General features: G+C 61.2%; 18 protein-coding genes. 15 read left to right on the forward strand and 3 right to left on the reverse strand.

Going from position 1 to position 12,778, the window contains the following annotated elements; genetic code table 11:
• Nucleotides 1–30 precede the first annotated feature (30 nt).
• The 3 genes from N554_RS0100905 (at nt 31) to N554_RS0100915 (ending at nt 1,531) form a co-directional block, all read left to right on the forward strand.
• Nucleotides 31–444, forward strand: a complete 414-nt coding sequence (locus tag N554_RS0100905; RefSeq protein WP_029581744.1) for a DoxX family protein — start codon at nt 31–33, stop codon at nt 442–444.
• Nucleotides 445–481: 37 nt separating this feature from the next.
• Nucleotides 482–1,018: an SRPBCC family protein gene (locus tag N554_RS0100910; RefSeq protein WP_029581745.1), complete on the forward strand. Its 537-nt coding sequence runs from the start codon at nt 482–484 to the stop codon at nt 1,016–1,018.
• Nucleotides 1,019–1,120: 102 nt separating this feature from the next.
• Complete coding sequence (locus N554_RS0100915; protein WP_029581746.1) at nt 1,121–1,531, forward strand: VOC family protein; 411 nt, start codon at nt 1,121–1,123, stop codon at nt 1,529–1,531.
• 85 nt (nt 1,532–1,616) lie between these two features.
• Here N554_RS0100915 and N554_RS0100920 read toward each other — a convergent pair whose 3' ends face one another.
• Both N554_RS0100920 and N554_RS0100925 read right to left on the reverse strand, forming a co-directional pair.
• Nucleotides 1,617–2,045: a hypothetical protein gene (locus tag N554_RS0100920; protein WP_156041709.1), complete on the reverse strand. Its 429-nt coding sequence runs from the start codon at nt 2,043–2,045 to the stop codon at nt 1,617–1,619.
• A 395-nt stretch (nt 2,046–2,440) separates the two neighbouring features.
• The gene (locus N554_RS0100925) at nt 2,441–3,229 is read right to left on the reverse strand and encodes an SDR family NAD(P)-dependent oxidoreductase (protein WP_029581748.1); all 789 of its coding nucleotides are present in this window, start codon (nt 3,227–3,229) and stop codon (nt 2,441–2,443) included.
• 190 nt (nt 3,230–3,419) lie between these two features.
• Here N554_RS0100925 and N554_RS0100930 point away from each other — a divergent pair, with 190 nt between their 5' ends.
• On the forward strand, nt 3,420–3,803 hold the full coding sequence (locus tag N554_RS0100930; protein ID WP_029581749.1) for a cupin domain-containing protein: 384 nt from the start codon (nt 3,420–3,422) through the stop codon (nt 3,801–3,803).
• 135 nt (nt 3,804–3,938) lie between these two features.
• Here N554_RS0100930 and N554_RS0100935 read toward each other — a convergent pair whose 3' ends face one another.
• Nucleotides 3,939–4,445 carry a winged helix-turn-helix transcriptional regulator gene (locus N554_RS0100935; RefSeq protein ID WP_029581750.1) on the reverse strand — a complete coding sequence of 169 codons (507 nt, stop codon included), beginning with the start codon at nt 4,443–4,445 and terminating at the stop codon, nt 3,939–3,941.
• 106 nt (nt 4,446–4,551) lie between these two features.
• Between N554_RS0100935 and N554_RS0100940 the strand changes: the two genes are divergently transcribed.
• The 11 genes from N554_RS0100940 (at nt 4,552) to tolB (ending at nt 12,600) form a co-directional block, all read left to right on the forward strand.
• Nucleotides 4,552–5,097 carry a dihydrofolate reductase family protein gene (locus N554_RS0100940; RefSeq protein WP_029581751.1) on the forward strand — a complete coding sequence of 182 codons (546 nt, stop codon included), beginning with the start codon at nt 4,552–4,554 and terminating at the stop codon, nt 5,095–5,097.
• A gap of 14 nt (nt 5,098–5,111) precedes the next feature.
• Entirely contained in the window at nt 5,112–5,483 is a 372-nt protein-coding gene (locus N554_RS0100945; RefSeq protein WP_029581752.1) for a nuclear transport factor 2 family protein, read from the forward strand.
• 15 nt (nt 5,484–5,498) lie between these two features.
• Nucleotides 5,499–6,158 carry a glutathione S-transferase family protein gene (locus tag N554_RS0100950; protein WP_029581753.1) on the forward strand — a complete coding sequence of 220 codons (660 nt, stop codon included), beginning with the start codon at nt 5,499–5,501 and terminating at the stop codon, nt 6,156–6,158.
• A gap of 142 nt (nt 6,159–6,300) precedes the next feature.
• Nucleotides 6,301–6,717 (forward strand): YciI family protein, encoded by a 417-nt coding sequence (locus N554_RS0100955; RefSeq protein ID WP_029581754.1) that lies wholly within the window; start codon nt 6,301–6,303, stop codon nt 6,715–6,717.
• 125 nt (nt 6,718–6,842) lie between these two features.
• On the forward strand, nt 6,843–7,256 hold the full coding sequence (locus N554_RS0100960; protein WP_029581755.1) for a YciI family protein: 414 nt from the start codon (nt 6,843–6,845) through the stop codon (nt 7,254–7,256).
• Nucleotides 7,257–7,306: 50 nt separating this feature from the next.
• Nucleotides 7,307–8,026 (forward strand): TetR/AcrR family transcriptional regulator, encoded by a 720-nt coding sequence (locus tag N554_RS0100965; protein WP_029581756.1) that lies wholly within the window; start codon nt 7,307–7,309, stop codon nt 8,024–8,026.
• Between the two features lie 105 nt (nt 8,027–8,131).
• Nucleotides 8,132–8,599: a DUF2852 domain-containing protein gene (locus tag N554_RS0100970; RefSeq protein WP_029581757.1), complete on the forward strand. Its 468-nt coding sequence runs from the start codon at nt 8,132–8,134 to the stop codon at nt 8,597–8,599.
• A 466-nt stretch (nt 8,600–9,065) separates the two neighbouring features.
• A complete protein-coding gene (gene tolQ / locus N554_RS0100975) occupies nt 9,066–9,779 on the forward strand; it encodes a protein TolQ (RefSeq protein ID WP_029581758.1) in 714 nt (237 codons plus the stop codon).
• A 44-nt stretch (nt 9,780–9,823) separates the two neighbouring features.
• The gene (locus tag N554_RS0100980; RefSeq protein ID WP_029581759.1) at nt 9,824–10,273 is read left to right on the forward strand and encodes an ExbD/TolR family protein; all 450 of its coding nucleotides are present in this window, start codon (nt 9,824–9,826) and stop codon (nt 10,271–10,273) included.
• 9 nt (nt 10,274–10,282) lie between these two features.
• A complete protein-coding gene (locus N554_RS0100985) occupies nt 10,283–11,215 on the forward strand; it encodes a cell envelope integrity TolA family protein (protein WP_029581760.1) in 933 nt (310 codons plus the stop codon).
• Nucleotides 11,216–11,244: 29 nt separating this feature from the next.
• On the forward strand, nt 11,245–12,600 hold the full coding sequence (gene tolB, locus N554_RS0100990; protein WP_029581761.1) for a Tol-Pal system beta propeller repeat protein TolB: 1,356 nt from the start codon (nt 11,245–11,247) through the stop codon (nt 12,598–12,600).
• Nucleotides 12,601–12,778: the final 178 nt, after the last annotated feature.

The following is a 12,778-nucleotide window of genomic DNA, read 5'->3' on the forward strand; positions in this document are numbered from 1 at the left end:
GCAAACAAATAGCCCGCCTGGGAGAAAGCCATGTCGACGATTGCTAAGACCGTGCCGGTCTCGAAGCCCGCGCGCTGGTTGGGCCGCGTTCTCAGCGGTCTCGTCATTCTGTTCATGCTGTTCGATGGCGCCATCAAGCTGGTGCCTTGGCCGATCGTCACGGAAACGATGGACAGGATCGGCTATGGTTCGAGCGAAACGCTGGCGCGCAGCCTGGGGCTCATCACGATCGTTTGCACCGTGCTCTACGCGATCCCGCCGACCTCGATCGTCGGCGCTATTTTGCTGACCGGCTATCTCGGCGGGGCAATGGCGTCGCATGTGCGGATCGGCAGTCCGCTGTTCAGCCACACGCTGTTCGGGCTTTATTTGGGGCTGATGGTGTGGGGCGGGCTCTGGTTGCGCGACGGCAGCTTGCGCACGCTAATACCCTACCGGCGCTGACTTGCCTCATTGAGAATCACAGGATTTGGAGCCAGCCATGCTTGAGATCATTGCCATCATCGCCGTGGTGCTTGCAATCGCGATTGCGATGATACTCATTCTCGCTGCGATCAAGCCAAATACGTTCAGCGTCCGGCGCGCCACCATGGTGAAGGCGCCGCCGGAAAAAATCTTCGCCGTGATCAACGATTTTCATCAATGGGGGACCTGGTCGCCTTACGAGCACAAGGATCCTGCGATGAAACGCACCTACAGCGGTGCGGAGAGCGGCAAGGGCGCGATCTATGCGTGGGAGGGCAACAAGAATGTCGGCTCCGGCCGCATGGAGGTTCTCGATGCATCGGCGCCGTCGAAAATCGTCATCAAACTCGATTTCTTCACGCCGTTCGAGGGCCACAATACCGCCGAATTCACAATGCTGCCGCAGGGTGATGCCACCAATGTCACATGGCTGATGCATGGTCCCGCGCCCTTGATGTCCAAGGTGATGCAAGTGTTCATCAATCTGGACAACATGATTGGCAAGGATTTTGAAACCGGGCTCGCCAACCTGAAGAGGCTTACTGAGAGATGATCTGTCGGCACAATGGATCCCGCATCACCGGCCTACGCGCAGCACCGCACCCGGGGAACGGCAGATATACCGCGTCTTGATCGACAACCCGAGGAGCAAGCCATGCAAGTGAATCCCTATCTGTTCTACAACGGCAATTGCGAAGCGGCGTTCAAATATTACGAAAAGGTGCTGGGGGCCAAAATCGAAGCGATGCTGACCCATGAGGTCGCGCCGGAATCGACGCCGGTTCCGCCGGAATGGAAGAAGAAGATCATGCACGCCAAGCTCTCGATCGACGGCGAGGTACTGATGGCGTCCGACGCTCCTCCCGGCCATTTCCACCAGCCTCAGGGCTTTGCGGTCTCGCTGACGCTCGAGGACCCTGCTGAAGGCGAGCGCAAGTTCAAGGCCTTGGCCGAGGGCGGTACGGTGAACATGCCGTTCAGCCAGACCTTCTGGGCCAAGGGGTTCGGGATGTGCGTCGATCAGTTCGGGATTCCGTGGATGGTCAACTGTCCGAAGGAAGATTGATCGGTCTCTATTCGTTTGGAGCGCGATCTCGGGACAAACCAAGACGCTCGTCCCAGAACCGATATCAACTTTTTGCCGATCGCGCTCATCGGCAGGAGGGATAAATCGCCGTGAGCTCGCGCCCGCGCAGCAGCAACAGCCGCGACGTCAATCCGCCATGGCGGCGTATCCAGTTGCGCACCCCGGAGGGATAGGCCTCCAGCACAACTTCGGATGCTTCCGGCTCGGCATATATCCGGCCGAGCCTGTCGATCGATCGCGCGGCGTGAAATCCCAATATCGCGCGGCGCGTCACGCAGATCCGTTCCCTCGGGACCATGCTCAGCACCAGCGTGCAGGCCGACAGGCACGGCCCATCGATTACCACGCGTTCGCGCGAGGCGCGCACGCGCTCGAACAGATCGAGGAACGGGCCGACCTCTCCGCCCGGGCTGGCGAGGATGCGAATCTCGGCATGCGCCTCCGGCAAAGCCAGACCGCACAGGATCACAGCGGCGAGAAAAATCTTTTTCATGACGGCCGTTCGCATGCTTGCGCGGCGCCGTATTCCGCAAAGTGGATACCGGTTGTGAACGGAACACGCGCGAACTATTAAGTAGAGCATTTCCTTGCGGCAAACCGGATTCCATCTTGCCGGAAATGCTCGGTACGATGACCGGAAGAATAGTCAACGGCAGTGCGTGAGACAAGGTTCCGTTACTGCGCCGGAAACACCGGCCTCGCCAACGGCTGGCGCGTCGTCGCGGTCAATCAGCGCTGGTAGGCGAAGGTTGCAATTTAGCGAGGGTAGGGTGGGCCAAGCCAACGGGTCGCGCGCATGCGCGCCGGATGATAAACTCCGCTAACCCACCACCATCAATGCACGCCCTTTTGATCAAGGTGGGCACGGCGCGGAGCCTTTAGCCCATCCTACGAATTCCGTCGTTGGCCGCGCAGCGTCGGCAATCCGATGCCGGCGGCGTCGAAGCCGCCATCGACGGCGAGGATTTGCCCGGTGATGTAGCTTGATCGGTCGCTGCACAGAAAGAACACCGCTTCCGCCAGCTCTTCTTCAAGGCCGTAGCGGTTGAGCGGGATCGCGTCGTGATAGTCGGCGCGGATCTCCGGGGTGTGGACGGCTTTCGCCATCGCGGTCTCGACCGGGCCGGGCGCGACGCCGTTGACGCGAATGCCGAGCGACGCCAGTTCGACGGCGAGTTGCTTGGTAAGATGCGCAAGTCCGGCCTTGCTGGTGCCGTAGGCCGAGCGCAGCGTCGAGGCACGCACCGCCGAGATCGAGGTGATGTTAACGATCGCGCCGCCGCCATGTTCGCGCATCAAAGGCGCGGCCGCCTTGGTGCAGAGGAACGGCCCGGTGAGATTGACAGCCAGCACACGGCTCCAATCGTCGTTGGAAGTCTCCAGGAGCGGCGCGAACACAGCGATACCGGCGTTGTTGATCAAGGCATCAAGCCGGCCGAAGCGCCGTTCGATTTCGGCGACTGCGCTCGCAACCGCCTTTGCATCGGAAACGTCACAATGCAATCCCATCGTATGGCCGGGAGCGGCCAGCGCTTCCACGCTGGTCGATAACAGCTCGCTTTCGATGTCGAGCAGCGCCACGCGCCAGCCCTCGGCGAGAAACCGTTTCGCCACCGCAAGGCCGATGCCGCGCGCGGCGCCGGTGACCAGTGCGACTTTTTGCGGAGAAGGAGGCATGGAGGTCCGTTTGTGGTTGATGAGCTGAGCGTTCCTATAACCCATGCCGTGCATCGTGTCCCGGACCCACCTCGGCCAATCCTCAGCGACCCGGATCAGCGCGCACCGCTTGCGCGCCGCGCCGTATCCGGGGCACGACTGCAAGTCGCGAAGGAAACGCGCAGTGCCGGCAAGGGAAAGGACAAACCGGATGATCGTCGTGGACGTCAGGGACGCAACGCCCGAATCATGGCGACTGGGTGTGGAAAGCCGCATGCTGGTCGCGGCCAGCAACGGGGCGGCGCAACTGTGCATCTTCGAGCAATGGATCGCGCCCGGCGCCGGCGCGCCGACCCATTCTCATCCGGTCGAAGAAGTGCTGACCGTGCGCGACGGCGAGGCCGAGATGTGGCTGGATGAAGAGCGCGTCATTGTGTCAGCGGGGCAATCGCTGATCGTGCCGGCCAGGCGCAGGCACGGCTTCCGCAATTCCGGCACGACGACGCTGCACATCCATGCAGTGCTGGCGTCGCCCGTTTTCGAAGCCACGATGGAAAGTGAGACGGAAGCAGTGCGAAGGTGGGATGCCGCCTGAGCGGCTTAGGGTTGGGAAAGCCATCAGGCCGCGCGAATGCGCGCCCGATGATAAACTCCGCGTGCCCACCAATTGATCGTCGTCCAGCTCGCGGTGGGCAGGGCGCAAAGAGCGCCATTGCCCACGCTACACTCACTACTTCTTCCGCTTTCTCGCCAGCACCCGCTGATACGCCGCCTGCAAGCGCTCGCCGACACTCGGGCCGGCCTTCCGGCGCCGCTTCACGCCGAGATGGCTCTCGCGCAATTCGTCTGTGAATTCGGCCCACATTTTCGGGCCGCCCTCGCTCAGGAGCTTGGCGCGGATGCCGAGTTCTTCGCTCACAGGGAGATACTTGTATCCCCAGCCCGAAATCTGCGCCAGAATCGGCAGCATCTCGATGCCTTTTTCGGTCAGCGAGTAGATTCCCTTCTGCTTGTGGCTGGGATCGTCGTCGCGGGTAATGATGCCTTGGTCGAGCAGCGTCTTCAGTCGGTCGGCGAGGATGTTGGAGGAAATGTGCTCCTCGGACTTGGTCAACAGCTCGCGAAAATGCCGCCGGTTGCCGAACATCATGTCGCGAACGATCAAGAGGCTCCATTTGTCCCCAACCACTTCGAGCGTCAGGTTGATCGGGCAGCCCGAGCGTTGATTGTCGTCCATTGCATCTCCAAACGTGCTGCGGAACCTCTCAAAAACTGCTTGCAATATTGCACCGGTTATTTCAGAATACAACCAGTTGCAAAATGAGAGCAGTTTGGAGGGCGGCATGGCAAAGCTGATCATGTGGAATCTGATGACGCTGGACGGTTTCGTCGAAGGCCCAAATCGCGACATTTCCTGGCATTTCGACGTCTGGGGCGAGGAACTGGACCGTCTGGGCATCGAGCAGGGCAAGGCCGCCGGCGGGTTGCTGTTCGGCCGCGTCACCTATGAATTGATGGCGAACCACTGGCCAAGCGAGACCGGCGAGGTAGCGGATTTCATGAACGCCCTGCCGAAATATGTGTTCTCGCGCACGCAGAAGACGTCGAACTGGAATAACACGCAGCTCTTCAATGATGATGTGACGGCAACCGTCACACGGTTGAAACGCGAAAACACTAAAGACATCCTGCTGTTCGGCAGTGCCGATCTCGCCGCGACCCTTATTCCGCACGGGCTGATCGACGAGTTCCGTCTTGCAGTGAACCCGATCATCCTTGGCGGTGGCACGCCGCTGTTCAAGCCCGGCGAGCGCGTCAAGCTCAGGCTGCTCGACTCAAAGACGCTGTCGACCGGTGTCGTGATCCTGCGGTACGAACCGGCGAAGTAACGGGAGAATGCGGAATGCCCGATCGCGACAAGCAAAAAATCATCCGCGCCATCTTCGCCGCCTATATGTCGAACGACCGCAAGGCCGTTGAAGACGCCCTCGCTGACGATTTCCGCTTTACGAGCCCGTATGACGACGAGATCGACAAGGCGACCTATTTCGTACGCTGCTGGCGCAACACCGAATGGATCGAGCGGCACGAGCTCGAACGCATCTTTGTCGAGGGCGACGAAGCCTTCGTAACCTACAAATGCGTGGCGAGAGGCGGGAAGAATTTCCGCAATACGGAGTTCTTCAGCTTCGAGGGCGACAAGGTAAAGCGCATCGAGGTGTATTTCGGCGCCACCTATCAGAACGGCGTCTTCGTCAAGCAGAGCGAAAGCTGAGCAGGAGTTATCCGCATGTCCCTCACGCTGCATTTCCACCCGCTAGCATCGTACTGCCACAAGGTGTTGATTGCGCTGTATGAGAACGATGCGCCGTTCACGCCCAACATCGTCGATCTCGGTAACCCGACCAAGCGCGCGGCGCTATTGAAGCTGTGGCCGATCGGTAAGTTTCCGGTGCTGGAGGACGACGCGCGCAACCAAACGGTCCCGGAATCAACCGTCATCATCGAGTACCTCGACCGGTATTATCCGGGAAGGACGCCATTCATTCCTGCGGAGTTCGATCGCGCATGGCGGGCGCGCCTGCGCGACCGATTCTACGATCTGTATGTGCACGAGCCGATGCAGAAAATTGTCGGAGACCGATTGCGTCCGCCGGAGAAGAAGGATCCGCATGGCGTCGAAGAAGCCAGGGCGCGGCTGCGGGCTTCGTACAACATCATCGATCATGAGATGGCAGCGCAGACCTGGGCGATAGGCGAAAAGTTCAGTCTCGCCGATTGCGCCGCCGCGCCGGCGCTGTTCTATGCCAACGAGGTGATGCCGTTTGGCGACAGCCACAAGAACGTCGCCGCGTATTTCAATCGCCTGAAGGCGCGGCCGTCCTATGCGCGCGTGCTCAGGGAGGCCGAGCCGTATTTCGCGATGTTCCCGAAAGAGGCGTCGGCGTGACGCCGCCGGCTGCGTTTTCGATAGCAATTACCTGCGAAATAATTCCGCCGGACATGTCGGTGCCGCAAAACCCCATTCGTCTTGTTGATGGGCGCTGGTTCGAAAGCCGGCCTGCTGAATTGAAGCCAAACGGAGCGTGACGATGCGATTCATGGTGATTGTGAAGGCCGACAAGAATACCGAAGCCGGCGTGATGCCCAGCACGGAACTGCTTACGGCGATGGGCAAGTTCAACGAAGAAATGGTGAACGCCGGCCTTTTGCTGGCGGGCGAAGGGCTGCATCCGACGTCGAAAGGCGCCCGGATCAAATATTCCGGAAAACAGCCGAGCGTGAGCCGTGGCCCATTCACGGTGACCAATGATCTCGTCGCCGGCTTCTGGCTGATCCAGGTCAAGTCGCTGGACGAGGCGATCGACTGGATGAAGCGCGCGCCGTTTGACGGCGGCGCCGAAATCGAACTCCGGCAGGTCTTCGATACCGAAGATTTCGGTGAAGCGCTGACGCCCGAATTGCGCGAGCAGGAAGAGCGCCTCCGCGCGCAGGTCGAAAAGAAGTAAATCCGTCCCCACGGTCATTCCGGGGCAGCCGTCAGGCTGAACCGGAATCCAGCGATTATCGCGCGAGATTCTGGTTCGCGCTCCGCGCGCCCCGGAATGACGGCTACCGACAAAGGACCCCCGCCATGCGATTCATGATGCTGATGATTCCCTTAGGCTACGAGACCGCGCCACCTGACATCCAGCTCGATCCCGAGCGCGTGCGGGCGATGATGAAATACAACGAAGCGCTGAAGGATGCCGGTGTGCTGATCACGCTCGATGGCCTGCATCCGCCGTCGACGGGGGCCCGGGTCTCGTTCGCTGGCGGCAAGCCGCTGGTGACTGACGGTCCCTTCACCGAAGCCAAGGAAGTGCTCGGCGGCTACTGGATGATCGACGTGAAATCCCGCGAGGAGGCGATCGCCTGGGCCAAGAAGTGCCCGGCCTCGGAGAACGAGATCATCGAAATCCGCCGGGTGCAGGAAATGACGGACTTTTCACCGGAGGTCCAGGAGGCCGCGGCTGGCTTCGCCGAGATACAGAAGTCCCGGCCCTGACCTTCTGATACTAGTGACCTTTGCGGCCAGCTCATGTAAAAGCCTTTTACATGAGCTGGCGCAAGGAACAACGCCGCGCCGAGCGCGGCTATCATCACGGCAATCTGAAGGAGGCGCTGCTGCAGGCAGCGCTCGGGCTGATCGCCGAAAAAGGCGCGGCCGGCTTTACCTTTGCCGATGCCGCGCGCATGGCCGGCGTCAGCCCGGCCGCACCCTACCGGCATTTCCGCGACCGCGACGAATTGCTGGCGAGTATCGCGCAGCGTGGCTTCGAGCAGTTCGAGGCGCGCTTGACCGGGGCCTGGGACGACGGCCGCCCGGATACCGTCACCGCGTTCGAGCGGGTAGGAAAAGCCTATCTTGCCTTCGCCCGCGAAGAGCCGGCGTTCTATTCGGCGATGTTCGAATCAGGGCTTCCTGTCGACCTCAACCCCACACTGCAGGCGGCAGGCGAGCGCGCCTTCGGCATCATCAGAGCCGCCGCAGAACGGCTTGCCGCGTTGGCGCCGCCCGGCATGCCGCGTCCGCCGGCGATGATGATGGCGCTGCATATCTGGTCGATGTCGCACGGCGTGGCTTCGCTGTTCGCGCGGGGCGATGCGGCGCGCCGCAAGCTGCCGATGTCGGCGGAGGATCTTCTGGAAGCACAGGTGCTGATTTATCTGCGCGGTCTCGGCTTCCCGACCGACCGCCGGCCGTCTGCCCAGAACGAGCAGGGGGACCGGAAGCCGGCCGGTCAGCCTGCAGGGCCTTGGGGCACCCCAAAATAAATTCGAGGGAACCGCCTGCGGCCCGCTTGACAAAAATCCGGGATGGTTTAGGTATGTAAATGTTATTTACATTCACAACGGCGTGATGCCGTCATGGAGAGCGAAATGGCCTACACCGCAGATGTCAATCGCTGGCGCGGCCCCGCAGAAGAGCCCTATCGCCCGCATATGCTTGATTCACCCTGGCACCCCGGCTGGATCGCCGTGACCGTACTGGGCTTCATCATCTGGTGGCCGATCGGCCTCGCCCTTCTCTTTTTCACACTTGGGAGCAGAAAAATGACTTGCTGGAGTCACCAGGACCGCTGGTCGAACAAGATGGAGCGGATGCGCAATCGCATGGAACGCCGCGGCTTCGGCTTCGGCGGGTTTGGTCCTCCCTCGAGCGGCAACCGCGCCTTCGACGAGTACCGCATGGAAACCTTGCAGCGCCTCGAAGAAGAGCAGACCGAATTCAAGGAATTTCTCAATCGGCTGCGTCACGCCAAGGACAAGGAAGAGTTCGATCAGTTCATGGCGCAGCATCGCCAGCGCCCGACGCCGCCGCCCTCGGACAATCAGCCGCAGGCATGATTTGAAGGTTCAGCCGCGGGCGTGATGCCCGCATAGAACCTGATCGCGACACAGCCGCCCGTTTGCGAAAAGCAGACGGGCGGCTTTTTTGAGGGCTGGCCTTGCCTGTATGCTCAAGCCGGCTGGCGGCGAGGGCGATCACCCGGCCGCTGCCCGGTCCTTCGACGCCAGCGGTCAGCGGGTAAGCACCAAGTGGCTGGTGGGAACGTCATTTTCAGGCCAAAATCTACCGCCGGTAACTGCGTATTAACCATGATTAGCGTCTGGTTAGGGCCGTAGAGACGCCTGATAGCCCTCGTTTTGACATGTTGGCAGCGGATGCAAGCCTCGGCTTTGGACGGGCCTCCCATGCGACACAACAAGGCTTTGGCGCCGGCGCTTACCGCTGCGCCCGGCCTGCGGTCGCGGAGCCGGCAGCCATTTGCTCCGGAGAATTTGGGACGCTTGCGTTGAGAGGATACCGCTTATGAATCCGGCCGACGTGGCTCAGTCAGCCCTCCCGCTGGCATCCACCGACGTATCGCTGATTGCGCTGTTCCTGCAGGCCCACTGGATCGTGAAAGCGGTCATGCTGGGGCTGCTTGCCTGTTCGGTTTGGGTCTGGGCGATCGCGATCGACAAGATGTTCCTGTATGCGCGCACCAAGCGCGCCATGGATCGCTTCGAGCAGGCGTTCTGGTCCGGGCAGTCGATCGAGGAACTTTATCGCGCGCTCTCGGCCAAGCCGACGCAATCGATGGCGGCCTGTTTCGTAGCCGCGATGCGCGAATGGAAACGCTCGTTCGAAAGCCCGGCGCGATCCTTCGCGGGGCTTCAGATGCGGATCGAGAAGGTCATGAACGTCTCCATCGCCCGCGAAATCGAGCGGCTGGAACGCCGGCTCCTGGTGCTGGCGACGGTCGGCTCGGCAGGCCCCTTTGTCGGCCTGTTCGGCACGGTCTGGGGCATCATGTCGAGTTTCCAGTCGATCGCCGCCTCGAAGAACACCTCGCTGGCGGTAGTGGCCCCGGGCATCGCCGAGGCGCTGTTTGCAACCGCAATCGGCCTTATCGCCGCCATTCCGGCGACTATTTTCTACAATAAGTTCACGTCCGAGGTGAACCGGCAGGCCCAGCGGTTGGAGGGCTTCGCCGATGAATTTTCAGCGATCCTGTCGCGCCAGATCGACGAGCGGGCGTAAGGGCGGTATGCGGTATATTGTGAGCGCATCGTGAGGATCGAACCATGGCGATGAACGTGGCAGGTTCGTCGGGCGGCGGTGGACGCCGCGGCCGGCGTCGCGCCGTGATGGCGGAAATCAACGTCACGCCTATGGTGGACGTGATGCTGGTGTTGCTGATCATCTTCATGGTGTCGGCCCCGCTACTGACCGTCGGCGTACCGCTCGACCTGCCGCAGACCCAGGCCAAGAGTCTGGAACTGGACAAGACGCCGCTGCAGCTATCGGTGGACATCAGGGGCAAGATATTCATCAACGATGCCGAAGTCGCGATGAGCGATCTGGTGCCGAAATTGAAGGCGATCACCGATGCCCGCGGCGGCATGGATGAGCGAATATTCATGCGGGCCGACAAGAAGGCAGACTACGGAACCGTGGCGCGAGTGATGGGGCAATTGTCGGGAGCCGGGTTCAAGCGGCTCGCACTGGTTACCGAAGTGGAGCAGGGGTCCTAAAGCGTGAAGGTGAAGGTCGACAAGACACTTGTTGCGTCTGTGGCCCTGCACGTCCTCGTGATCGGGTGGGGACTGGTGTCGTTCTCATCCAGGGCAATTGATCAGATCCCCGAAGAATCGTTGCCGGTCGATATCATTTCCGCCGATCAGCTTGCCAAGGTCACCGCCGGCATGAAGTCCGGCAAGAAGGAAAATCCAAAGCCGCTGGTCGAGAAGGTCGCCGAAGCGAAGCCGGTCGATGACGCCGTCGGCAAAATCACCGAGAAGCCGCCGGTCATAACCGAGACGGCACCGCCGCCGCAGCCGAAGGTCGAGGAAAAGCCGGTCGAGAAAAAGCCCGACCCGCCAAAGCCGGTCGCCGAGAGCAAGCCGAAGGAAGAGCCGAAGCCGATCGAAAAGAAGCCGGATCCGCCCAAGGTCGATTCGATCGCCGAGGCCTTGAAGAAGGAAGAGAAGAAGACGCCGCCGAAGCCGCAGGTTCAGGCCGCAAAGCCGCCTGAGCCCGCGAAGCCGAAGACGGAGCGGACGTTCGATCAGTCGAAGATCGCGGCATTGCTGGACAAGCGCGATCCATCGCGGCAGGCCGTGGTCGGTGAGACCTTGAATTCCAATGCTGCGCTGGGTTTGCCCAAAGGCAAATCCGCGGACAATTCCGCAACGTGGGGCGCGATGTTCAAGGACCAGGTTCTTCGCTGTTGGAAGAAGCCGTATGGCGGCATCGAGGCGCAAAGGGTTGAGGCCGAATTCAGCATCAAGCTCAAGAAGGACGGCACGCTGGAAGGCATGCCGGCTGCGCAGACGGCGCCGGGCGGTGCGTTCCAGCGCGTGTTCCAGGAGAGCGGGTTGCGCGCGATCATTGAATGCGCGCCGTACCGGCTGCCTCCGGCGTTCTTTGACGAATGGAAAGATTTCAACCCCGTCTTCGATAGTAGAGACCTATAGCGGCGCGCTGCGCTGAGAGCGGAAAAAAGATGTCAAAGCAGCACAAGCTGACTAACGCGACGTTCCGCATGGGCCGCCGGCAATTCCTGTCGGGGTTGGCATCGAGCGGCCTGATTTTCAGTGGCGTGCATCACGCGTTCGGACAGGCGCGCGTTCCCGTGACGGGCGGCGAAGCCGCGCCGCTGCCGATTGCGATTCCGAATTTTGTCGCGGGGTCGCCGGCGGATGCCGAAGTCGGGGTCGGGGTGACCCAGGTCATCACCAACAACCTCAAGCGCAGCGGATTGTTCGCGCCGATCGATCAGGCAGCCTACATCGAGCGAATTTCCAACATCGACACCGCGCCGCAATTCCAGAATTGGAAGACCATCAGCGCACAGGCGCTGGTCACCGGCCGCATGACGCGGCAGGGCGATGGACGCCTGAAAGCGGAATTCCGGCTGTGGGATGTCAACACCGCCCAGCAGCTCGCCGGCCAGCAATATTTCACCTCGCCGGAATATTGGCGGCGGATCGCCCACATCATTTCCGACCAGATCTATGAGCGCCTGACCGGCGAGAAAGGCTATTTCGACAGCCGCGTCGTGTTCGTCGACGAAACCGGATCCAAGGAGCGGCGGGTCAAGCGGCTAGCGCTGATGGATCAGGACGGCGCAAACGTCCGCTATCTGACGCGCGGCTCCGACCTTGTGTTGACGCCGCGGTTCTCGCCGTCGACCCAGGAAATTACCTATATGGAATTCGGTCAGGGCGACCCGCGCGTCTATCTTTACAATATCGAGACCGGACAGCGCGAGATCGTCGGCAATTTTCCCGGCATGTCGTTCGCGCCGCGTTTTTCGCCGGATGGCCAGCGCGTCATCATGAGCCTGCAGCAGGGCGGCAATTCGAACCTGTTTGTGATGGACCTGCGTTCGAAGTCGACCACGCGTCTGACCGATACGCCGGCGATCGATACCTCGCCGTCCTATGCGCCCGATGGCACGCGCCTGTGTTTCGAATCCGATCGCGGCGGAAAGCCCCAGATTTACGTGATGCCGGCGACGGGCGGACCCGCGCAACGCATTTCCTTCGGGGATGCGAGCTATTCGACTCCGGTGTGGTCGCCGCGTGGCGATTATATCGCCTTCACCAGACAGGGCGGCGGACAGTTTTCCATCGGCATCATGAAGCCCGACGGCTCGGGCGAGCGAATTCTCACCTCCGGATTCCATAACGAAGGACCGACCTTTGCGCCGAACGGCCGCGTTTTGATGTTTTTCCGCGACCCCGGCGGCAACGGCGGACCTTCGCTGTTCACCGTTGACATTTCCGGCCGTAACGAACAGCGCGTTCCAACCCCCGGCTTTGCGTCCGATCCGGCCTGGTCGCCGCTGCTTTCGTGAGATTTGCCCGCCGCGGACCGGCGGTCATGCCGCGACGGGCAAAGCTCGCCTAGCATGCTGATTTCTCCGGCAAATTTCCATCGCGCCTGAGAAAAACAACGTCCTGGTAACGATATTCCCTCAGAAAGACTTCATCTGCGGCGGCTACAACTACAGGCCTGAAAAGGACGTGCGCGCG

Origin of the sequence: Bradyrhizobium sp. URHD0069, from assembly GCF_000701345.1 — a bacterium.
Classification (GTDB): Bacteria; Pseudomonadota; Alphaproteobacteria; order Rhizobiales; family Xanthobacteraceae; genus Bradyrhizobium.